The sequence below is a fragment of the Bradyrhizobium sp. I71 genome, from assembly GCF_022354745.1.
GTDB classification, from domain to species: domain Bacteria; phylum Pseudomonadota; class Alphaproteobacteria; order Rhizobiales; family Xanthobacteraceae; genus Bradyrhizobium; species Bradyrhizobium liaoningense.
The window spans coordinates 362,075-384,055 of record NZ_CP059398.1 but is presented as its reverse complement, the minus strand read 5'-3'; the positions used below and the strand labels follow the sequence as shown (position 1 = coordinate 384,055).

The 21,981-nt window shown below is 58.7% G+C and carries 15 protein-coding genes; 10 read left to right on the top strand and 5 right to left on the bottom strand.

The window, feature by feature from the left end:
* The first annotated feature begins 184 nt into the window (after positions 1 to 184).
* Positions 185 to 1,180 (top strand): GTP 3',8-cyclase MoaA, encoded by a 996-nt coding sequence (gene moaA / locus FJV43_RS01760; protein WP_239624180.1) that lies wholly within the window; start codon positions 185 to 187, stop codon positions 1,178 to 1,180.
* Between the two features lie 7 nt (positions 1,181 to 1,187).
* Entirely contained in the window at positions 1,188 to 2,063 is an 876-nt protein-coding gene (locus FJV43_RS01755) for a LysR family transcriptional regulator (protein ID WP_239624178.1), read from the top strand.
* Positions 2,064 to 3,494: 1,431 nt separating this feature from the next.
* Here FJV43_RS01755 and FJV43_RS01750 read toward each other — a convergent pair.
* Genes FJV43_RS01750 through FJV43_RS01740 form a run of 3 tightly spaced genes read right to left on the bottom strand, consistent with a single transcriptional unit; the run spans position 3,495 to position 6,247 of the window.
* The gene (locus tag FJV43_RS01750; protein ID WP_239624177.1) at positions 3,495 to 4,520 is read right to left on the bottom strand and encodes a CBASS cGAMP-activated phospholipase; all 1,026 of its coding nucleotides are present in this window, start codon (positions 4,518 to 4,520) and stop codon (positions 3,495 to 3,497) included.
* 3 nt (positions 4,521 to 4,523) lie between these two features.
* Positions 4,524 to 4,994: a hypothetical protein gene (locus FJV43_RS01745; protein WP_239624175.1), complete on the bottom strand. Its 471-nt coding sequence runs from the start codon at positions 4,992 to 4,994 to the stop codon at positions 4,524 to 4,526.
* On the bottom strand, positions 4,991 to 6,247 hold the full coding sequence (locus tag FJV43_RS01740; RefSeq protein ID WP_239624173.1) for a nucleotidyltransferase: 1,257 nt from the start codon (positions 6,245 to 6,247) through the stop codon (positions 4,991 to 4,993). Before FJV43_RS01740 ends, FJV43_RS01745 begins: the two co-directional genes overlap by 4 nt.
* A 64-nt stretch (positions 6,248 to 6,311) precedes the next feature.
* Between FJV43_RS01740 and FJV43_RS01735 the strand changes: the two genes are divergently transcribed.
* The 6 genes from FJV43_RS01735 (at position 6,312) to FJV43_RS01710 (ending at position 12,600) form a co-directional block, all read left to right on the top strand.
* Positions 6,312 to 7,457, top strand: a complete 1,146-nt coding sequence (locus FJV43_RS01735; protein ID WP_239624172.1) for an XRE family transcriptional regulator — start codon at positions 6,312 to 6,314, stop codon at positions 7,455 to 7,457.
* A 3-nt stretch (positions 7,458 to 7,460) separates the two neighbouring features.
* Positions 7,461 to 7,958, top strand: a complete 498-nt coding sequence (locus FJV43_RS01730) for a hypothetical protein (protein ID WP_239624170.1) — start codon at positions 7,461 to 7,463, stop codon at positions 7,956 to 7,958.
* A gap of 490 nt (positions 7,959 to 8,448) precedes the next feature.
* Complete coding sequence (locus FJV43_RS01725; RefSeq protein WP_239624168.1) at positions 8,449 to 9,237, top strand: DUF5131 family protein; 789 nt, start codon at positions 8,449 to 8,451, stop codon at positions 9,235 to 9,237.
* 166 nt (positions 9,238 to 9,403) lie between these two features.
* Positions 9,404 to 10,666 (top strand): three-Cys-motif partner protein TcmP, encoded by a 1,263-nt coding sequence (locus FJV43_RS01720; protein ID WP_239624167.1) that lies wholly within the window; start codon positions 9,404 to 9,406, stop codon positions 10,664 to 10,666.
* Positions 10,663 to 11,634 carry a hypothetical protein gene (locus FJV43_RS01715; RefSeq protein ID WP_239624165.1) on the top strand — a complete coding sequence of 324 codons (972 nt, stop codon included), beginning with the start codon at positions 10,663 to 10,665 and terminating at the stop codon, positions 11,632 to 11,634. Before FJV43_RS01720 ends, FJV43_RS01715 begins: the two co-directional genes overlap by 4 nt.
* A gap of 90 nt (positions 11,635 to 11,724) precedes the next feature.
* Entirely contained in the window at positions 11,725 to 12,600 is an 876-nt protein-coding gene (locus tag FJV43_RS01710) for a hypothetical protein (protein WP_239624163.1), read from the top strand.
* 7 nt (positions 12,601 to 12,607) lie between these two features.
* Here the strand turns inward: FJV43_RS01710 and FJV43_RS01705 are convergent, their stop codons facing one another.
* Both FJV43_RS01705 and FJV43_RS01700 read right to left on the bottom strand, forming a co-directional pair.
* On the bottom strand, positions 12,608 to 16,126 hold the full coding sequence (locus FJV43_RS01705; RefSeq protein ID WP_239624162.1) for a DEAD/DEAH box helicase: 3,519 nt from the start codon (positions 16,124 to 16,126) through the stop codon (positions 12,608 to 12,610).
* Positions 16,110 to 16,889 (bottom strand): Hachiman antiphage defense system protein HamA, encoded by a 780-nt coding sequence (locus FJV43_RS01700; RefSeq protein ID WP_239624160.1) that lies wholly within the window; start codon positions 16,887 to 16,889, stop codon positions 16,110 to 16,112. Before FJV43_RS01700 ends, FJV43_RS01705 begins: the two co-directional genes overlap by 17 nt.
* A 198-nt stretch (positions 16,890 to 17,087) precedes the next feature.
* Here FJV43_RS01700 and FJV43_RS01695 point away from each other — a divergent pair, with 198 nt between their 5' ends.
* A complete protein-coding gene (locus FJV43_RS01695; RefSeq protein ID WP_239624158.1) occupies positions 17,088 to 21,098 on the top strand; it encodes a type II toxin-antitoxin system MqsA family antitoxin in 4,011 nt (1,336 codons plus the stop codon).
* A gap of 262 nt (positions 21,099 to 21,360) precedes the next feature.
* Complete coding sequence (locus FJV43_RS01690) at positions 21,361 to 21,972, top strand: hypothetical protein (protein ID WP_239624157.1); 612 nt, start codon at positions 21,361 to 21,363, stop codon at positions 21,970 to 21,972.
* Positions 21,973 to 21,981 lie beyond the last annotated feature (9 nt).

The window sequence follows — 21,981 nt, the reverse complement described above, 5'->3', positions numbered from 1 at the left end:
TAAGAAGTACGTAGCGTTCTGGTCGGGTTCAGGCAGTGTGGCAAGAGCTGCTGTAGCGGACCAACCTCCGCGATCGCGATCTACGGTTTCGGATTTTCGGCGGTTTTCGAGAAGGTTGCGATGCACCGCTCAATAATAAAGAGACAAAAGAGCTCCTCGACGATCTAGGGATTGTGAGACGAACATGATGATTGATCCGTACAGCAGAGTAATAAATTACGTCCGTGTTTCCGTGACGGATCGATGCGATTGTCGCTGCATCTATTGCATGTCCGAGGACATGACGTTTTTGCCCAAAAAAGACGTGCTTACACTCGATGAGCTTGATCGTCTCTGCTCAACGCTCGTGCGGCTCGGCACGACCAAGCTCAGAATCACGGGCGGAGAACCCCTCGTTCGTACAAGCATCATGGAGCTCTTTCGACGTCTCGGGCGCCATCTGCAGTCCGGGATGTTGCGCGAACTCACACTAACGACCAACGGCACCCAGCTCTCCCGGTATGCGGATGAATTGCGATCCGCCGGCGTCAAAAGGATCAACGTGTCGCTCGATTCCTTGGACGCCGACAAGTTCAAGGCAATTACGCGCTGGGGAAAGCTCAAGAGTGTTTTGGATGGGCTGAATGCAGCTAAGAGCGCCGGCCTGATCATCAAGATCAATACGGTTGCTCTGAAAGGCGTGAACGACGACGAGCACAACGATCTTGTCGCGTGGTGTGGCGAGCAGGGGTTTGACCTGGCGTTCATCGAGGTGATGCCGATGGGCGATCTGATGGGCCCGAACCGCGTCGACCAATTCATGCCACTCACCCTCGTGCGCTCACGTCTTGCCGAGCGGTGGACGCTCGAAGACAGCGACTATCGAAGCGGCGGTCCGGCTCGCTATGTGCATGTTGCGGAAACGGGGCGCCGCGTCGGCTTCATCACCCCTCTGACCCACAATTTTTGCGAAAGCTGCAATCGCGTCCGCGTCACGTGCACGGGCACTATGTTCATGTGTCTCGGACAAGAGGATTCGGCCGACTTGCGAACGCCGCTGCGCACGTCGAGCGATGACGTATTGCTTGAGCACGCCATCCGAAACGCGATCGCGCGTAAGCCAAAGGGGCACGACTTCAAGATCGAGCGCGGCCGATCCGAAGTCGCGGTTGGTCGCCTTATGAATGTCACGGGAGGTTAAGCACGCGGTGAAGCTATATCAGTTCAAACACTTCGTAGCCGTCGTTGAAACTGGCAGCTTCACGAAGGGTGGACAGCACGCTGCCGTCTCGCAGCCGGCTCTTTCCGCAAGCATCGCAAAGCTCGAGACGGAGCTCGGCGTGAAGTTGCTTGATCGGCACCGGTCGCGCGTCGTGTTGACACCGGCAGGCGACCGTTTCCTCGAAACGGCGAAGTCAATCTTGCTTGCTTGCAATACTGTCAAGGCGGAGCTGAAATGCACCGTCGTGCCGAAGCCGCTGCGGATCGGCATCCTTCAGACTCTTTCTACATTCCGCGTCGCCAAATTGCTGAGCGCATATATGGAGACAAAGCCGAATACGGAGGTCCAGCTGTTCGATGCTTCGCGCGAAGACTTGCTCGAGCAGCTTAGCGAACAACGGTTGGATGTGATCATCACAAGCTTGGTAAATGATGGCACGAAGTTTACGACGCGCCCACTGTTCAAAGAGCCTTACATTCTCGCCATCTCAAGACACCATCGCTTTGCGCGGGAGAACAGCGTGAAGCTGGCTGATCTCGAAAGCGAGCCATTTATCATCCGCACAAGCTGTGAGACTTTTCAGCAAACGTCGAAGGTGCTTGAATCGCGCGGTATCAAGACGAGGATCGCCTATCAAACGGACCAGGACGATAGAGCGCTCGCGCTCGTGGCTGCCGGCGTGGGCATTTCTCTCTTTCCAACTCTGACGCAGTCGCCGGACGTTATACAGGTTCGTGTGAGGGATTTCGACGTCGTGCGCACCATCGGTATCCAATGGTACGATCGATTCGCCGACGAGCACTTGAAACGCTTTATTACTTTTACCCAGAACCATGACTGGAGGGCCACAGCGCCCGAGTAAGGCTCGGACCACTAGAGATAGCCTTGCAAGCGCAGCCGACAACGCGCGCCTTTCATCAGCGTCGCCAATGTAACCTGCCCGTTGGAAGGCTTGGCACCCTGATCTTCGAGGCGATGTATGTCCGACGGTCCGCCTCGCTCGGATAGACGGCCGCGAAGAGCGCTGCATATTCGTCGGGCGAACCGGGCGGGCAAGTTGCCGACGCCGTCGATGAACGATTGCAGTTCGCGTCGGACGGCCGGATTGGCGAGGTCGGCGACTTGCTTGGGGGAGACGCGTTGGCTGACGTAGAGTTGCTGCCTGATCCACGACCCCGAATGCGCTGAATCCCTCCCGAGGTCCTGGAGGGACCCTCTACAAAGGGGCCGACTCGAGAAGGACGAACGCGGATCGGAGCGCGAAACCGACACCAGCGCCCATCGGGCAGGGCGCCCGAGTCGGTGAATCATGAGTTAATTTTCCGGCAAATTTCGCCACTCGGCGACCCGACGACTCAGTCTATGACGACTTCGTCGCACGAAAAAAGCGGGTGCAAACAGATGCCAAATTCGAATGACGTTGCCAGCAACGAGATGCTTTGGGAGCGCGTCCTGTCCCTGCTCGTCGTGGGTGCCAGCGTGTTAGGCGGAGGCACCGTGTTGCTAATACAGGCGCTACCACCAATACTTCACGGATTTCCATAGAGGCAGAACGAGTTTTGAGTGGGCACGCGAGCCAAGTTGAGCGTCGAACGAAACGTCCAACAATACGTCCAACACGAAAATAGGCCGAAGACGTAAGTAATTGGAGTCGTTGGAAGAAATCGGAAGAAAAATTTGAGTCGGAGCGCTTCACCCGCATCGAACTTCATTAGGCCGGCTGGACGTGAACCTCTAAATGGATCGGATCGCTAGGCTTGACGCACAGTGCAATGCAGTTCGCGAAATCGCTTTCGGGCAAGGAGGCCAATGCTAGGCCTCAAGCTTCGCGAGCTCATCGGCAGATAGACAATGACGAGCGGGCGAGCAGGTCTCCCTCTATTCTCATGCTACGGCGGCCGATCGCTGTGGTCGGCGACGGCGGTTACGGCAGGCGCAATGCGTGATCTTTCTGATGAATGGCGCGAAGGATTGATCCACTGGGCGCCGCGGACGAACGCCGTTTCCGAACTGTGATCGCCCAACGCAAGGACCATCGTGAACCGCCTGCTATCGGCCCGATATTTACCTGCAGAGCGATAACGGGACGGCGTTCTTTGATGTCTGATCACGGCAAAGCGCACGCTTGCACGTCATAAAGACAGCTACGCGGCGACCGCCAGGATTTGGCATCGACTATCGATTTAGCCATCTTGGCGATAGTAGAAAGTTATCGCAACCTGTCCAAACGACCCAGCAGCGCGTGGCTGAGCTGAATTGCGCCATATTTTACGTGTGACCTGAATATGAAGTATCATAAAGGGCAGGGTTGATAGATAGCTGCCGAGGAGCCGAAAAACAGTTGCTCGGCGCGATGTCCTGACGCTTCAACGAGGGATCGCGCCATTGCCGGCAATTCGGCTTTGGCACGGCGATAATCGTCGAGCGGGATCGGGGTGGGTGTCTCGGGCGCATCGATTCGCAAGACGTTATCTTTCCCCACCAGCAGATACGCCTGCCCAAGGGCGTTCAGGGATTGTGCGCGCATGGCGGCGCTGAAGACGTCCCGCCATTGGAAAACGCCACCCTTCGCGCGTTTCTCGTCAACCTTGAAGGTCGTTTCGCCGCAGCCGAGGCTGAGAATCTGGATCTGCCCACGATCAAGCTCGAAGCAGGAAAGCGCATCCACCAGGGCGTTCATCACGGGATTATTGGCCCACAATCCGCCATCCACCATGACATAGCCGTTATTCGGCAGGGCCTTCAGGAAGGTCGGTGCTGCCGACGTCGCGAGGCCGACGCGCACCATGCGCTCGAACCTGTCCTTCTTGTAGTCGGGGTGATGGGGCGTCTTGAAGATCCAGGGTTCCCCGTGTCGCCCCTCAAAACTCGGGATGCACAGGCGGGTCTGCGCCGCGCCGAACGGGGTGTCGCCAAAGATACGAAGCAATTCTTCTTCCAGGGCCTTGCTGTCATAGGCATAGCGCGCGATCCGCCTCGCCTTTCGGAAGAACCCACCCAAAAACCCTGCAGGCGGGAAAATATGTCCGCCGCGCTCGACATAGATGTCCCGGATCTCGTGGGCTCGCTTTCCATGACCGAGGCCAAGGGCGATGATGCCGCCGGTCGACGTGCCGGCGATCATGTCGAAGTGGCGCGCGATCGGTTGGCCGTTCAAAAAACGGGTTTCAAATTCCGCCAGGATCGATGCCGGCAGGATGCCGCAGATGCCGCCACCATCGATCGACAAGATTCGAAACGGCCGGCCGGCCGGCCAGGGGAGTCTCGTCCGCCGTTTTTGGAGTGTCCCATCGGAGCGACGCGGTGGCACGTAGTTCATCGTTCACTCCCCAGCCAGAACCGGCTTTTCGAGGTGTTTGCCACCGCCAGTCCATGTCCCGGTTGCCCGCCATCCTTCGTAAGACGTGATCCAGTCGATCGCCCATGGCACCGTCGTCTCGGCGATCGTCATCAACGGCGACCATTCGTCACTGTCCGGATCGAACATGCACAGCGCCACGTCGAGCGCGCTGTCGCCGATATAGTAGACGTGTGGCAGTTGACCCTCCGGATCGCCACGTCGCGGTCGCAACCGCGGCGACAGGATGCGGACACGCGGCTGCAAGCGACGATTGTCGAGTAGTTCGATCACGCTCGGCGCGCGGTAGCTGATCTCGACGCTGCAGGTCTGCAGCAGGGGACGTAGCGGTCCGCGCCACGTTGCGCTCGCCCCCTCACGCCGGATTACCTCGAACGCGGGCCATTTATCAGTCATCATCGCAATCTGCTGATCGATGCTGACGATCCCGCTCAACGGCGTTCACCCATATTGGTATGGGACCTCGCCGCGACAGGAGAGATCGTGCTTGCGGCGCCGATGATTGCGGGCGCGGCGGGCACGAACAATCCGCCGGAGGGCGTGTAACGTTGGCTCCTCGAACGGATGGCGCGGCCCGTGCGCTCGTTGAACGTATCCAGCGAGCGCGTCACCACCCGTTCGCCGAAATAGTCCCGCAACCAATTCTGCAGATCCTCGAGCTGCACATCCCCGTTCTTGATGGCTTCCAGGCCGTTGGCGAGATCATGCAGGGAACGCGCGAACTCCGTCTGCTGCGCCTGGTTCTCAGGCCAGCGGTCCGTGAAGCGGTCTTCGTGCCATTCGGGGTTGCGGACATCGAGCAGATGCCCGCGGCTCGCCGCGGCATCGATGGCGCGGGCCGTCCAGCGCGCCTGCCGGATCACCATCGCCGACAACGACATGCCGGGGCTTGCGGCATGACCAGCATGGCATGAGAGCATGACTGACGGCGGAATCCGGCCAGATGCATTGGTATAGAGCACGTTCCGTAAACGCTTGATGAGTTGCAACCCGACTGTGGTCACGCTCTTGATGATCAGGGGAGTCTGTTCGGGAACCTCGTGCACATCGGCATCGGCGGCGAAATCCATGCCGTCTGCCGCGTAGAGGCGTTTGTTGAGGGCGAGGGCGAAGCGTTCCTCGGTCGGGGTCTGGCGCCGATACCACTCCGCAAACGCCCACGCGTTCATGGCGACCGACCTGTGCTTGTGCGTCGGCTCCCCCTTCTTTGCATGAAAGATGACGCTTTCTCGGTCTTTCGGGGTCGCGAGCCGCCGAGACGGCGTGATGTCGAGGTGCATCCGATCGGCGTAGCGGAGCGTGATACAGCGGGTCTGCCGTACCATCTCCACCGGATAGCCCCTGAGTGCTTCCTCCAGCAGATCGAGAGCTTCGTTCGGGGGCATCCATTCCGGAATGTCGAGTTCGGCGACGATGTCGAGGTCGTATTCATTGTCCGTGCCGCGCGTCGAGATCGTGGCGTCGATGGCCATCGAACCCTGCGGGTAGAAGCAGATGACCTTGCCGGCCAGGGGGCTCCCGGGGCGCTCGATGTAGGTCCGGACCGCCTCGTAGCGGGCGGTCGCCTTGGCGAACAGGCCAGGCGGAAGCTGGCAGTTGATGGCGATATCCGCGAGAATCGCGTCAAGTGGGTCAAGGAACGGGTCGATGGGGCCGCGGCCCCCGGAGAAGCGTGCATGTTCGTTCATGAGGCGCTCGGTTTACAAAACCGGCGGGGAATTCCGCCATCTTCCTCAATAGATGGTGAAGTAATTGAACTTTCGCAAGGTCTTGCGGTTTACAAATTGCAAATTATTTTCGCATATTGTAAACTATTCAGGAAAAAGGGAATCGGACATGATTGGAGCCAGACTGAAGGTGGCCCGCGCTGCGTCCGGCCATTCCTTGCGGGAATTAGCGGCCCGGATCGGTGGGTTGGTGACGCCGCAGGCCATCGGCAAGTACGAACGAAATGAAGACATGCCGAGCTCCCGGGTGCTGATCGCGCTCGCGGAGGCCCTTGGCGTTACGGAAGACTACCTTCTGAGCGATGAAGAGCTGGTGTTGGAGGGTATCGAGTTCCGGAAGAGGGTTCCGTCCTCCCGCGAGGAGGCAACGATCGAGGCGCGCACGATTCATCTATTGGAGCGTTATCTTGCTGTCGAAGATCTCCTGCAGATGCGCAGTGTCGACTGGGAAAAGCCTCGCAGTGCGCCACACCCGGTCAATGACTTGCACGACGCGGAAGACGCCGCGCGTTCGGTGCGGGAAGACTGGGGGCTTGGCAACGACCCGATCCCGAAGCTCGCCGAACTTCTGGAGGAGCGAGGGATCAAGATCCTGTCTCTTGATCTGGACGACATCGACGGTTTGGCAGCCAAGGTGCGGCGCAAGGACCGCGAAGCCGCGCGCGTGATCGTGGTCAGGAAAGACACCTGGTCAGAACGCAAGCGTTTCACGCTGGCACACGAACTCGGACACATGGTGATCGCGCCTGCCCAGGACGTTGACCCCGAAAAGGCGGCGCATCGTTTCGCCGGGGCCTTCCTGATGCCAGCCGATGCTATCCGCGCCGAGGTCGGCGCCAATCGCTCGTCCATCAGCATTGGCGAACTCGTCGCCCTGAAAGGACGCTTCGGCGCCAGCATTCAGGCGATCGCTTATCGCTGCAAAGACCTAGGGATCATCAGCGGGCCGGCGTTCTCGCAGCTTTTTCGGGTGTTCGCGACCCGCGGTTGGCGATCGTATCCCTACAAAGAGCCTGAAACGATTCCTCCTGAACGGGAAGAGCCGAAGCGTTTCGAGCGGCTATGCTATCGCGCGCTGGCCGAGAAAGTAATCGGCGAGGCGAGGGCGGCGGAGTTCCTCGGCATATCGGTTCGCGAACTGGAGGCGCGCCTCGATCAGGGGGCCACCTGATCCTTGCGTGTCCTTGTCTCCGACACCTCGGCCATCATCGACCTGGAGCGGGGCTCGCTTCTGCAGGATCTGTTTCGGCTGCCCTTCGAATTCGCCGTTCCGGACCTTCTCTTTCACCGCGAACTCAAAGGACCCCTGGGCGAGCAACTGATCGCCTTGGGCTTGCGTGTGGAAGAACTGACACCCGATGAAGTGAGGCGTGCAACTTCGACGCGCCGGGCGAATTTGGCCCTCTCTGTGCCCGACGCATTTGCCTTCTCGCTGGCGACTGTTCGCGGCTGGACGCTTTTGACAGGCGACGGAGGTCTGCGCCAGCTCGCCGCTTCAACAGGGCTTAGCGTGCACGGCGTCCTGTGGATCCTTGATCAATTGGAGACAGGTCGGCATGTGCCGAATGATCGATTGCACGCTTGCCTGACGGCCATCTCAACGCATCCGCGTTGCCGCCTGCCGACAGCAGATGTCAGAAAGCGCCTCGCGCGGTATGCCTCGAAGACCTGAAATTGAGATCATTGATCGAAGGCGATTTCGAAGCATTAGTCTAAAAGATGGCAAGTCGCGGCAAAGCCAAAGGAGTCAGCCTGGCGGATGTTGGCCGCCGTTCCCAACGACCCCGCGCCAGCATCGTCCAAGCGGATCCCTGACGATCAACTTGCCGCGAAGACTTGGCCCTGCCGCCTTATCGATCGGCAGCAATCCCTCGATCCGAGGTGACTCCGACCTTGACTGAGGGGCTGAATGTTCCTAATTTGTTCTCATGCGTTGGCTCATCGGCCAGGTCCGCGACTGCGGGCACGAGGCGGCAACGAGATGAGCACTTCGAAACTGACGCTGGCCTAGCCGTGACGACCGCCATGTGATCTGGAGCAATGATCAGCTTCCGCATAGCGATGGCCGCTGCGATCGAGGCGTTCCAACTCGGTATTAACAGTTAAGCTGCTATTGACTGATCGACGAACGACGTCATCGAGCGTGCGATGTGGGGACGGTCATGGCCGAGACACAGATTGAGTGGACCGACGCCACCTGGAATCCGGTTGCAGGCTGTTCCATCGTCAGCGCCGGCTGCACGAACTGCTATGCCATGGAGATGGCAAGACGTCTTCAGGCGATGAGCGTCCCGAAATACAGAGGGCTGACGCGCCGGAGTGGAAAGCGAACGGTTTGGAATGGCGTTGTTCGCGAAGATAAAACTGCGTTGGATATTCCGCTAGGTTGGAAGAAGCCCCGAAAGATATTCGTCAACTCGATGTCCGACCTGTTTCACGATCGGGTGACGGATACCTTCATCCTGAAAGTCTGGGCCGTCATGCGCGCTACGCCCCACCATCATTATCAGATTCTCACCAAACGTCCGGAGCGAATGGGCGCTCTTGTTCACTCCAAGATCGGCGAAGTCCTCCCGAACGTGTGGCTCGGCACGAGCGTCGAGAACGCTGACGTCGTCGGCCGCATCGATTATCTGCGGACCGTGCCGGCGGCGATCCGTTTCATCTCATTTGAGCCGCTGATCGGTTCGGTAGGCGCCGTCGATCTTCACGATATTCATTGGGCGATCGTCGGCGGAGAGAGCGGGAGGTCTGCCCGCCCGATCCGCGAGGAATGGATTGATGAAATCTTTGACCGTTGTGCGATGCACAATACGGCATTTTTCTTCAAACAGTGGGGGACATGGGGGAAAGACAATAAGCGTCGTTCCAAAAAGGCCAACGGGCGCGTATATCGCGATAAGGTTTGGGACGAAATGCCGAAGGCTTCGCTGTCGCCCTCGATAGCCTAGCCGGACGGCGGGGGCTTATTTCGACACAACAATAAGCTGTTGCATGGGCAACGCCTGCCCTTGTCCTGCTCTTGGGCAAGAATGGGAGGTTGTCGCCAGCGCATTGAAGCGTCCTTAGTGTTCGGGTTCTGCGTCATCAGCGACGAGCAACGGAGCACCTTTCGCGATGAGTGGACAGTATGAGTGGAAGCTCGGCCAGCCACTTCCTGTGCTGGGGGCCCACAGCGTCGCGAAACACGACATTTTCGAACAATACCTCGGTATCTATATTGAGCGGCTGACACGCACCCCAAGCCAGACGATGCTCAACTTGACCATCGTGGACGGCTTTAGCGGTGGTGGGCTCTATCGGCAGGGCTCTGCCGAGGTTAATGGTTCGCCGCTCCGTTTGTTGGCCGCTGTCGAAACCGCGGAAAAGGCGCTAAACGCCGCACGCGCGAAGGGATTCAACGTCAGGGCAGACTTTTTCTTCATAGACGCCAACCCTCATCACGTGGCCTTCCTAAAGGACCTACTTGAGAAGCGCGGCTATGGTGCCCGTCTCGGCCAGGACATTTTCATCTGTGAAGCCCTGTTCGAGGAGGCTTGCACCGACGTGCTCGCGCACATCCAGAAGAAAGGATCTGCGCATCGTTCGTTATTCTTCCTGGACCAATATGGCTGGAGTGATGTTCGGCTCGAGACGATCCGTAAGATCCTGTGTACCCTGAAAAACCCCGAAATCCTGCTAACGTTCGCCGTTGATGCCTTGATCGACTTCTTGTCCGTGAAGACTGCGGAAACGCAGGCGCTCCTGAATATCGATCTTAATCGCGAAGACGTCCGGGCATTGATCGATCTCCGCACAGGAGAGGGCTGGCGCTACCTGATCCAGAATGGACTGTATCGCCACATCCAAAATCGAACCGGATCTCGGTTCTATACGCCATTCTTCATTCATTCCGTTGAAGCCCATCGATCCTATTGGTTGCTACACTTGTCAAACCATCGTCAGGCACGCGATGAAATGGGAAAGCTGCATTGGCGGTTAAACAACCATTTTCAACATCACGGTGGGGCTGGCTTCCATGCGCTCGGTTTCGACCCGTCGAAAGATCTGCGACAGGGATTTCTGACTTTTATGTTCGACGATGACGCGATGAAACGCTCAGAAGCGGCCGTCATCGATCAGCTGCCCCGCATGATTCATACAGCGAACCGTAATGGTGCAGGTCTCGCGCTCGAGGAGCTGTTTGAAGGTAACTGCAATGACACGCCGGTCACGTCTGAGATTCTTAGTCGCCAGATCGCACTCCTTCGTGACGAGGGCGAGCTTATAATTGTCACGCCTGATGGTTCAAAAAAGCCGAGAGCGAAAACCATTAACTGGGATGATCGCTTGGTCTTGCCGTCAGAACGGTCGCTGTTTAGTCGTTTGGGCTGGCAATGAAATACGGTCCGGCCAAATTCAGCCGAGACGGTCTAGGTATCGGTCTCGCGGAGGTTTTCGAGCAGCGATTGACTCGCGCGCCACCGTTGCTCCTGCGCAAAAGCCGAGGGCAGCGGCTAATGATCGTGTGCGATATTGGCGGTAGCCTAAGACAGCAAGCTTTTGAAACATTCAGTTTTCTCGTTATCGATCTCGACCAGAACGGTAGCTGGCTTCAGCAGCAACGCGCTTTTCGCCAGCAGGTCTTGCCTCATCGTCGGCGTATCGCATTCAAGGCGCTCAACGATGCAATTCGTCGCCATGCTCTGGCGCCATTCTTGACCTTGGCTGAAAGCTTGACTGGCGTTCTAGTCACTTTCGCAATTCACAAGAACGAACGGCCCACCTTCGGGAGCGATGGTGCGGCACGGGAGGAACTCGCAGCTTGTTGGAAGCCTCTCGTAATTGCGCGAGTGATGTGGCTCGTCCATCTCGGTGCCTTTTTGATCAGCGGCCTGTCAGCGCCAGGGCAGGATGTTCTCTTTATCATCGATGAAGACGAGGTCGCCGCCAATGTCGGGCAACTGACGAAATTGACCGAGCTGATCGGTCGCGCCGTCAGCAACCAGGGAGGCGCCATGATGGGACACCTCCGAGTGGGAACAACACGATCGGATGATGGTAGCTATGGGCTGGAAGATCTCGCCGCACTTCCGGATCTTGCCGCTGGCGCAACCGCTGAATTCATTTGTGCGCTGGAGAAGAATGGTTTGGGCCCGCTATCGCCCATCGTTCAACGAATGCCCTCGTCCATTAGTTGGAAGACACATGCAATCATGTCCTGGGTGATCAATGCCAGCGATTCGCTTGCACGTTTTGTTTGCTTGATCGATCGCGTTCCAGGATCGTCAAAATGGCGCGCGACAATACCAGAATGGTTTCAGGTCCCGGGATTAATCGCGATGTTTGCCGCTATCCTTGTCGTATGACTCGACGACACGCCAGCCAACCCATGGCAACGACCTCCGGCCATAGTTTTGGTGATAGCATCTTTGCAAGCTTTCGAGGGGAGGGGAGTGATGAAGGTCTACTGCAACGGTAACGCTCGGATCAGCCACAATACGACCGGGGAAGTTTACGAGATCGAAGGCGATGAGCTGGACTGGGATGCAGTGGACGGCGACGAGCGCCAGATGGGGCCAGAAATCCACTATGAGGCGACTATTGAGCATCCCGAATTAGGCGAGCTGACCTGGGGCCTTTGGGAGTATCCGGTCGGTATCGAGAACAATCATGAGACGAACGCAGGGCCTCACCACGTCATTGCGGATTTCGACTACGGCCTCGAACATGGCGAGCCAGAGCCCGATGAGTGGCTCGACTATACGGCCCCCGACAATCCCTTCACGATCTTCATGAGTTCCTATCATCATACTGGCGATCTGCTCGCCGATCATGGAAAGGACAACGGCGGCCATCTGCTCAATCGGATGGTCTTTTCGCACCAGGTCACGGCTTTAGAAGCCTATCTGGGTGACACGCTGATCAATGAGGTTATAGCCGACAAAGCCACCATGCAGCGCTTGATCGATCAGGATGACGATCTCGCAAAGGAGAGGTTCACACTCGCCGATATCTCCAAGGATGCTGGGCTGGTCGAACGCAAGGTCCGGGAGCACCTGCGTTCCATCCTGTACCACAATCTCGCCAAGGTCGATGTCCTCTATAATATTGCTCTCGGATTCCGCATCCTGAACCTGGCCAACGACAAGCAGAGCCTCTTCAAGGCGGTGATGCTGCGCCATGACTGTATCCACCGGAACGGCTTCGACCGGGACGGGAACGAGCTGAAGGTTTTCACCAAGGCGTTCGTTCAGGACACGGCCGATCTGATCAAGGTCTTCGTCGATAATATCGAGAAGGCGGTGCGCGCACGACCAGCGGGCACATTATAATAGTGCATTATGCGCCGGACAGGTCGGCCGGTCCCACGTAGGTAATGTCGATACGGCCGACGTCCTGAGCCACCTGGGCGCGCAACACCCCGGCTCTCCCGGGGTTGAGCGCGGCCTGCACGGTGCCAAGCGGTGTGCCGTCGGTCGAGAGCAGGCGGGGCTGACCGGCCCAGTGATGAATCTGGACGGGCGTGCCTGGCGGCGGTGGCGCGCCGAGCCATGCCACGTTCGCCCAATATCGGCGATTGGCCCAAGTGCGATTTTCGCGCGGCGTAAAGCTTTGCGCGAAATCCATCCACATCGCCTTGGTTTCCGCGGTCGGCCAATTCGGCTGCGCGCTCCACGCCGCGACGGCTTCGGAATTGAGCCATTGCCGAAGTTCTTGCCCGGTCTGGAAGGTGGCGCCGGTATCCGTGACGGCTTTGATGGCGGCGAGCCGCGAGTTGAAGCCGGCCTGGATGAGGATTGACGCAGAACGGTTCAGCGTGCCGGTTTCGACGGCGGGAACGGCGAGACCAAGCTCGTGAGCTTCGACGGGAAGATCAAAGACGCCGACCGTATCGCCGTTCGCGGCTGCGCGAACGCGGATCGCCTCCATGGCCCACGGAAGGCGATAGACCAGACCTCCCTCGATGAACTGCAGCGTCTCCGATTCCTGACCGGCGGCGATGCCGGCAAGAGGCTGTCCGAGCAGCCAGGCGCGCAGGATATCCCGCCAATTTGTGGGCAAAGGGTCCGGCGTGAAGGGGTAGAAGGTGAAGACCTGCTCGGCGAGTGCCGTGATGGCGGCAATCGCCGCCTCGGCGTCGCTTTGGAGAATGGCGCCGTTGGCCTGGATCAGGAGAAGATTGGCGCCCGCTGCGATCGCGTCGAGTGCATGCCCAGTCGTCAGCCCGACCCCAGCCAGGAAATAGCCCCGACGCCGCACTGCCGTCGACTGGCTCCAGATAAGTTGGCTTCGCGACACAAGGCCCGCCTTGAGGACCTGCTGCACCTCCTCGTTCTGACGAAGAAGGCGACGCTGCCAGAGCGAGGACTGAAGAATGTCGTCCAGCGCGGCTTCGATTCCCTCGTCGGGGATATCATTTTCGCCGATCAGGCTGAGGATGGCCGTATCGAGCGTTGCGACATGCCGTTCCCAGTCGGCGAGCGCGCGCTCGCGATCCTTGGGTTCCTCGTTCGCGATCTCCGGGAAAGTCCAAGCGGCGGCGTTGTTGACGACATAGTCGATGAGCTGACCGAGGTCGCCGCCGATCCGCGCGTGCATACGAGACAAAAGCGTCCAAACCAGAAGCGCCAGCCCGCTTTCCATGTTTCGCGCGCCGAGATCGCTGATAAGAGCTTCCCAGTTGCGTCGCTTCTTCGCAATGTCGTCGAACATTGGAAAAAGCACGATGCCTTCGACGTCGACATAGGCGCGGCCGGCTCGCCCGATCACATTCTTGAACTCGGAGATGTCGATCTTTTCGCCACTGCGGTGGAGCGAGTGCATAACCACTGCCGTGGCGGACAGGTTGAGGCCCTGAGCCAAGGTTGGCGAGGAGATGGTCACCTTGAGCACATTATCGCGCAGCAGGCGCTCCACCTCCTTGCGGTAGGCGGTTGGTAGGGCGCCGTGGTGCAACGCGACTCCCAGGCGAAGGCATTTGAGGATTGCACAATTCGGCCCGAGCCATTCCTCTCCCAGCGCGATCGCAGTGTTGAGGACCGCGGGTTCGGCTTCGAGCAGTGAGCGCAGCGCCCCGCGCTCATGAAGATCGACGATCACGTCGGCGAAGGGCTCAACGCTTCGCCGCTCCGGACAGAAGATCAGGACTGTCTGCCCATCCTCAATCAGCCGCCACGCCGTCGCCAGGCAGAGTTCGCGTTGATCGTCCGGGAAGATGCGCGTCCGGCGGCGCTTTGGTGGAATCCAATTGGGTGGCGCGGCCCCGGTGAGGAAACGCTGCACCCACGGACGTTCCTCGCCGACGCGAAGGTTCAATCGCGCGGTGGCCGATGTCCATATCACCTCGCCGAACCGCAGCCGGGTCGGACGCCAGTCATTCTTGATCAGGCCGCCGGGATGATCACGCCGCAGCCACGCGGCGAAGTCGTCGAGCTGATCGCCGTCGGGCAAGATCGCCGACAGGCATACAATCCGCCGTTCGTGCGCGTCGGGACGGCGAAGGAGGCGCTGGATCTGTACCTCGTAGCGGACCTCACGCTCATTGAGGCCGATCATGTGCCCTTCGTCAAAGACGAGGAGACCGACATCATCGAGGAGGGACGGATCGTTGCGCAGCGCGAAGTCGAGCTTCTCTGGCGTCGCCACCACGATGTCCCGTTCCCGGATCGCGTCCTCATCGAAGCCGCTGACCCCAATGCTGCCGTAGAGGGCCGAGATTGTCTTGCCGAGCGGGCCGAAGGACCTCTGCAGGGTGGTTTCGGTCTGTGCCGAGAGGGCACGTAACGGGGTGATGAAGACCACCCTTTTGCCGCCAGCCAGGCATCGCAGGATGCACAGCTCGGCAATGCGCGTCTTGCCGGCGCTCGTAGGCAGGGAAACCACCAGATCGTCGGACTGATCGACAGCACGAGAGGCTGCTTCGACCTGCGATGGCCAGAGATCGACCTCCGCTTTGGGACGCTGTTGAAGCAATGCAATGAACAGCTCGCGAAGCCGAGGCCAATCGACCGCTTCGCCGCCCGCCGGCTGTAGCGGCACTCTCTCGTGGAAAGTGCTCGACCAGAGGTCCGACAGGAGGTGGATTGCGATGCGATGCGTCCACCACTGCGGCAGCATGTTCAATTCGCTGCAAATGGTGAGGTTCACCCGAAGCCGCGCCACCGCTTGATCGAGCAGGGCCCGTTCGCCGCGTTCCAGAGCTAGCAGGAAAAGCGACATGGCCGCCAGGAAGGCATCGGTCAGAGCCGCGTCGAGGCCGTCGAAGAGGAAGTCATTGCCTCCATCGACGGGATTGGCCGCGCCCTCCGCCTGATCGAGGTTCGCCTGGATGGCGGCGGCAATTCGGGCATCGCTGCCTTCGCCAGAAGCCCGGTAATCGAGGACAGTGGCGCGAAATGCCCCGAAGTTCCGTCGCATCAACTGGGCGAGCACACGTTCGATCGGCGAGAAATTCTCGTCGGCTTCGACGATCGCAAGCAGGGAATAGGCGCGGGCGGAGAGGTGCGCGAGATGATAGCTCGCCGCCGCCATGACGAAGTGGAAGTCGCGATCGACCTCCTGACGATTGCCCTTGGCGATGACTGCCTCGAGCGCGGTGGCGGCTTGCTCAAAGGCGGTACGCGCCTGGGCAGCGTTGCCGCCGAGTTCGCGGAGACGAAGACCCAAGCCAAGCAGGGCGTAAGCATAGGAGTGCAGATCATAGCTGAGCTGAGGCGCGAACGCTGGCGCGTCTGGTGGCAAGACGCCATCGCGCCAAATGATCGCCCTGGCCTGTCCGCGAGCGATCAGGCGTCCGCGAAACCCTGCCGTTGCAGCTTCATTGATGTCCGCGATTATCGCCTCAGGCGTTGTTGGCATTGGCGATTACCTGATCGTAGACAGCGCCGATGAAAGCGGCATGGCCGTCGACGCGGAGACCAACGCCCCACTGGTTAAAGGCACCTGGGTAAGCCTGAAGTGAGGCAGTCAGCATCGCCTCCGGTGAATTACCGGAGAATGTGAAAAATAGGTGCCGTACACTCGCGGGCGGAATTCCATGCTTAAGCAGGGCATCGTCAATAGCGTCCGCCAAGGGCAAGTCGCCAAGCTCAAGCAGGCGGGCAGAGACATATGAGAGGGCATGCCCCGAAGGTAGCCCCCCATCCTTGTCGAGGCTGGCTCGCGCTTCGGCTACAACCTGTGCAGTGAGAGTGACTCGGCTCTTGGCCTCGGTCTTTAGGAAGCGCAAAAGCTTTGTTTGTGGATCTTGAAGCATACCAATCACGTCTTCGCCGCGCATCGCCATGTTGCGATGGTCTTTCCAGCGCAGCCGTTTGATCGGCGCGTGATAACCACCGCTATGGGCATCGATCCATTCCGTCGCATAGATTTCGCCGAGATCACCCGAGCGGATAGCTTTCGTCGTGGGCAGCTTGCCCTCGATCAAGGCCGCGGCTGCGGGTTTTCCAAGCCGCCGGAGTGCTCGGGCTACGTGCTCTTCTGACGCGTAGTGCCCCGGGACGACTGCCGCTGTTGCTTGAACACCTGCGGCAAGGTTCCCAGCCTGCCCTGTCATCACTCGACGAAAGTGATTTCCTACCTGCCCATCGGCCAAAACGCACCAATCGCCGAACTGCACCATCTGCGTCCCCTTTCCTTGCCTTTAAGGTCGGCCGCCCCAGCAGATGATTCGCGCAACTAGACGCGGTACAGGCGTGTCTTGAGGCAAGGCGAGTATAAATCCAAGATATCAATATGTTACGGGGATATATTGCGTTTAAACCTCGATGTGACCATATTGGTGTATACGATGGCAGATTGGATCGCAATGGTGTAAGAGATGGCTGATGAGCTTTCGTCTCACGACATTCGCCGCATACGGGAGAAAATCGGTCTCTCGCAGGTCGAGGCCGGGGAGCTCCTTGGCGGAGGTCCTCGCGCATTCACCAAATACGAGAACGGGACGATCAAACCGGCGGCCGCCACTGCCAATATTCTGCGCCTTCTAGACGCGAACCCTTCAGCATTGATCACTCTGTCGGGTGGCAAAGTTGCCCCGATCGAATCCGAAGGCGCCCGACCATTCGAAGTGACCGGCAAGCACATCTCCGCACTCAGCCCCCGCAAGCTCGTTCTGCTCATGCGCCGCCTGCTCGATAGTGAAGCGCTTAGTGGCGATCTCCCCATGGATGGCATTCATGTTGCCGCGAACATCACTGCCGCCGATGGCGGTGAAGATGCGCGCATCCAATGGCAAGGCGGCCCGATCCGCACGAAATTCCTGCCGAACCGCGTTTCCCAGTTCCAGCTGAAAGCCGGCCGGATTACCCCGGCCGAAGCCGGTGCTGACGTGCTTACCACTGCGGGTGATGTAAAGCCCATGGTGCGCGACGCTCTGGAGCAGGGCGGCTGCTACATCATGGTTTGTGGCCAGTTCTATGAGAACAAGCTGATCAAAGCGCGCGTCGAAAGTATCCGGAAGGCTTTGGCCAAGGGCGGTCTTGCGGTCGGCCCAGAACGTATTCAATTTCGCGACGCAGACCAAATTGCTTCATGGGTGAACGTGCTGCCGCCGGTCGCTGTGTGGGTGCTTGAGCAGACGCAGCCCGGGATGGTCGGCCCATTAAAAGATTGGACCCACTGGGCGGGCCGGTTCGATAGCTTGCCGTGGGTTATCGACCCACGTTTGGTTAGCTTTCGCGAGAGGCTTCGCTCCTTGGTCGGAAGACCGCGCGGTGTTGCCCGCGTGGTGGGTCTGTCAGGCGTAGGCAAGTCGCGGCTCGTTCACGAGGCCTTAGGCCCGTCCGAGGAGGAGGGCTCTGTGGCACTTCTGTCGGATCTTGTCCTGTACGCAGTCGAGTCTGAAGCCGGCACGGTGGCAATCAAGAGCATCGTGCAAACGCTTGTAGACTCCGGCTTTCGCGCAATCGTCGTTGTCGACCGCTGTCCACTGGGGTCCCATCAGGACCTTGCGGCAATGGTGAAGCGCACTGGCAGCCGCATCTCTCTTGTCACAATTGACCACGAGGTTCCACCGTCCGTTCAAGGTGACGATGAATTGCTGCTCGTCCAACAGGCTAGCGACACCGTCGTGGAGGGAATGATCAAGCAGATTGCGCCCGATTTGCCCGGCGAAGATCATCGTCGGTTGCTAAAATTTGCTCGTGGCTTCCCGCAGATGGCGGCTTTGCTTGGACAGGCATGGTTGAAGGACATGCCTATAGCGGCAGCCACGAACGATGAACTCATCGATCGAATTCTTCTTGGACGCAAGCCCTTCGACGCGCCGCTACTGAAAGATGCCGGAATGATCCTCGGGGCCTTCCGCCTTCTAGGAATCAGTAGTGATCTCGACGACATCGCCCATGTCGCTCCACTTACGCGCGGGCGCTCCACTGAAGACTTGCGTGCCGCATTTGATGATCTTCAGGCACGGGGAGTTGTTCAACGCCATGGACGTTTGATCAGTCTCCAACCAAAACCGCTTGCTATGGCGTTAGCCGAGCGTCAATGGCGGCAATGGGGGGCACCTAAGTGGGACGAAGTGCTGGCCGGAAACCTTCCAGAACGGCTCCGACAGAATGTTGCTCGTCAACTTGCTATGCTCAACACCGTACCGGTTGCCCCTCAAGTAGCTCGCCACGCTGCACGGTTCGATGGCCCATTCGCCTCGCTCGAAGCTCTTGCCACGGAAGGTGCGGCAGAAGTCATCAACGCGCTATCCGAGATAGACGCCGAGGTTGTCGTAAGCCTCCTGGAGCGCATTCTGGAGCCTCTCTCCGTAAAACAGACTATGAACGTCAGCGGCGACCTTCGGAGAAGCCTGGTTTACGCATTGGAGAAAATTGCTTTTATTGAGTCCACTTTCGAACGAGGCGCACTCCTCTTGTTGAAACTTGCTGTTGCTGAAAATGAGCAATGGTCGAACAACTCGATCGGTCAGTTCAAAGCGCTTTTTCCGGTATTTCTCTCGAACACAACCGCGCCCCCCGCGTCGCGGCTTCGCCTGTTTGATGAACTGCTCCGGAAAAACGATCCAAAACAGATGCCGATCGTTGTCGAAGCTCTGGTCGCTGCGATCAACATGCACTCGAACAGCCGCATGGTGGGTCCAGAGATTCATGGCAGCCGGCCTGCATTGGAGCCTTGGGAGCCGAAGTATTGGAATGAGGCGTGGGATTACGTCATAGCCTGCGCTGATCGGCTGGTTACGCTCGCCCTTCGCGATGATTCAGTTGGAGCGGAAGCGCGTCATGGCATCGCGCATCAGTTCCGCACTTATGTCGAAGGAAATCTTCTTGACCACATCGAGCGATGGGTGGCCAAAGTGCGTACAGTCCATCCGTATTGGCCAACGGCTCTCAACGCGCTAGGCGACGTTCTCCAATTTGACCTCTCTGACCTTAAACCCGGTGAAGAGGCCCGCATCCGAGAACTGATCGCCGACCTCACCCCGCAAGATACGGCGAGTCGTGTCCGGTTTATCGTCACAGAGATGCCGTGGGATTACCCGATCGACGAGCAACTTGACTTCCAGGAACGAGAGAAACGGCAGGTAGATACAGTTCGGAATCTGGCGAAAGAGCTGCTCTTGCAGCCTGACGAACTGTCTTCGTTACTCGGCTCGCTCTCCGAGAGCGAGCAACGAATGTCGGTACCCTTCGGGCAAGCAATCGCGGAATTGTCGGAGGATCCGCTATTCTGGGAAACGCCGATCAAAGATGCTTACGCTGCGGTCCCCGATGGCAAGCGAAACTACGGCCTGATCGCCGGTTTTTACACTGGCCTTGCATCACGCCACCCCGCTGCCGTGGAAGCCTTCAAGCGCGAATCCGTCCACTCCGGGGTCTATGCGCCCATATTGCCATTTTTGTGCCTTCGGCTTGGTATCAACGCGGTAGATGTACTCATGGTTTGCGCAGCTCTCCAAGAAGGGACTTTGCCGCCTACCGCGATGTCGTACTGGGGAATGGGTGGCGTCTTCTCTAAGCTCGACACGCGTTCCGCAGCGGCCTTGTTTGATTATCTCCTCGTGCAAGAGGGCATCGGCTATTCGGTCGCTCTAGACCTCTTGGGGATGTTCGTACACGGCCAGTCCGACCGTCTGGAGGAGTTACGGCCGCAGCTCCTGCTCGCGGTCGACAACGTTAAAAATCGAACGAAACGCCACGGCTCGCAGATGGATGCGCATTACTTTAAGGAGATGGTGGGCTGGTTGCTTAAGAAAGGTCGGAATGACGCAGATGCTCGTGCCGCAGCTGGAAAGTTAGCGGCTTACCTTGCCGCGGACCCTGATAGCAACGCCCGTGATCTTATCAAACCGTTACTCCCAATCATGCTTGAGCGCTTCGCGCCGTTCGTTTGGCCTCCGTTCGGTAACGCCATTGTCCGCGATCGATTAACGGCTTGGCATATTGAGCATGTCCTCGGCGACAGTTCTTCGTTTGCCAATAAAAAGCAGCCTGCGGTCTTGTACGTGCCTGAGGACCTTCTTTTTGCTTGGGCTCATGCGAACCCCGATGCAGGACCTGCCTTTCTAGCCCGCATTCTGCCCGTGCTAACAACCCGCACCAAAGGAGCAGATTTTCATCCGCTCATGAGGCGACTCTTGGACGAGTTCGGGGAGCGTGACGACGTGCATCGTTACCTCGTTCAGAACATGCACTCGTTTGGCTGGACCGGTTCGCTCACCACGTACTATGCAATCTACGAGGAGCCCCTGCGGTCCCTTTTTGAGCATCCAATTGGTGCCGTTCGTCGTTGGGCACAGGTCACGCACGCACACATGCGCAAGCAGGTTGAGGCCGCGAGAAATGACGACGACGAGGAAGACGCGCAATGGAACGCCTAGCGAGGCAAACTCCAAAGCTCGACAGTACGAGATGCACGGCCTGATCCTAAGCTCAGGAGGCGAGGGGGATAAACGTATCGCTTGTTGTTCGCCGCGTATCATAAGAGAGCCACTGTTGCGGCCGCGCTGGCAAGGGGCAAGATCAAGGCTTGCTATCGAGCGTCTATGCGGCGTTCGATCTGCTATATCTCAGCGCCGCCGGGCGGTATTCGATTCCTGGTTGAACGGGCCGCGCAGTTCTGATGGCGGAATTTGACAGCGCATGAGCGAACCAGAGCGATCACTTGCGAGTCTCGGCCGGGCGGTTCCGCCTGAATTTTCGCGACGGAAGCGGCTCTGGATCTACAGTAGTCTTTGGCTGACGCATGTGGACTGCCCGTATGCAAGTTTAAGTGTGCAAACACTTGGCTATGCCGAGCGCCTTCTTCTGGATATGGAGGCGAGGCTGGCCGCGTTAGCGCGTGACGTGAAAGGTAAGAAGGAGCGCGACCGCCTGCTCTCCGAATGCTCGGCGCATTCCGTATTGTGGGTTTTCGGACTCTACGAAATCTTGCGGACGGTTCGCGAGTCCGGCGCGCCTCAATTCGCTGTATTAGAGCCGGTGTTCCGAAAACTGGAAGTCCTGCGGATGCCTCTTGCGAAGCACGAGGCCAAAAATATGAAGGGAACAACGCCTCCGCCGCACTATCCCACAGGTTGCTGGGATGTGGACACCGGTCAAGTCGGCTGGCAGGTCTTCAATCCCTTGACCGGTTCGATGGAGGTCTTGTCGCGAACGCCGCTCGCTAACGATTTTCTGCTTGTTGCGGCGGTACCGCCCGAACATATGCCGCCTTTTCCGATCGGCGGTCCGCTAGGCGAGTTTGATGACTGATATCGCAGG

Excerpts from the sequence above, each read along its gene's own strand:
- FJV43_RS01690 (WP_239624157.1), top strand. The coding sequence starts at position 21,361 with ATGAGCGAACCAGAGCGATCACTTGCGAGTCTCGGCCGGGCGGTTCCG.
- FJV43_RS01715 (WP_239624165.1), top strand. The coding sequence starts at position 10,663 with ATGAAATACGGTCCGGCCAAATTCAGCCGAGACGGTCTAGGTATCGGT.
- FJV43_RS01720 (WP_239624167.1), top strand. The coding sequence starts at position 9,404 with ATGAGTGGACAGTATGAGTGGAAGCTCGGCCAGCCACTTCCTGTGCTG.
- FJV43_RS01750 (WP_239624177.1), bottom strand. The coding sequence starts at position 4,520 with ATGAACTACGTGCCACCGCGTCGCTCCGATGGGACACTCCAAAAACGG.
- FJV43_RS01740 (WP_239624173.1), bottom strand. The coding sequence starts at position 6,247 with ATGAACGAACATGCACGCTTCTCCGGGGGCCGCGGCCCCATCGACCCG.
- FJV43_RS01725 (WP_239624168.1), top strand. The coding sequence starts at position 8,449 with ATGGCCGAGACACAGATTGAGTGGACCGACGCCACCTGGAATCCGGTT.
- FJV43_RS01705 (WP_239624162.1), bottom strand. The coding sequence starts at position 16,126 with ATGCCAACAACGCCTGAGGCGATAATCGCGGACATCAATGAAGCTGCA.
- FJV43_RS01710 (WP_239624163.1), top strand. The coding sequence starts at position 11,725 with ATGAAGGTCTACTGCAACGGTAACGCTCGGATCAGCCACAATACGACC.
- FJV43_RS01695 (WP_239624158.1), top strand. The coding sequence starts at position 17,088 with ATGGCTGATGAGCTTTCGTCTCACGACATTCGCCGCATACGGGAGAAA.
- FJV43_RS01700 (WP_239624160.1), bottom strand. The coding sequence starts at position 16,889 with ATGGTGCAGTTCGGCGATTGGTGCGTTTTGGCCGATGGGCAGGTAGGA.
- moaA (WP_239624180.1), top strand. The coding sequence starts at position 185 with ATGATGATTGATCCGTACAGCAGAGTAATAAATTACGTCCGTGTTTCC.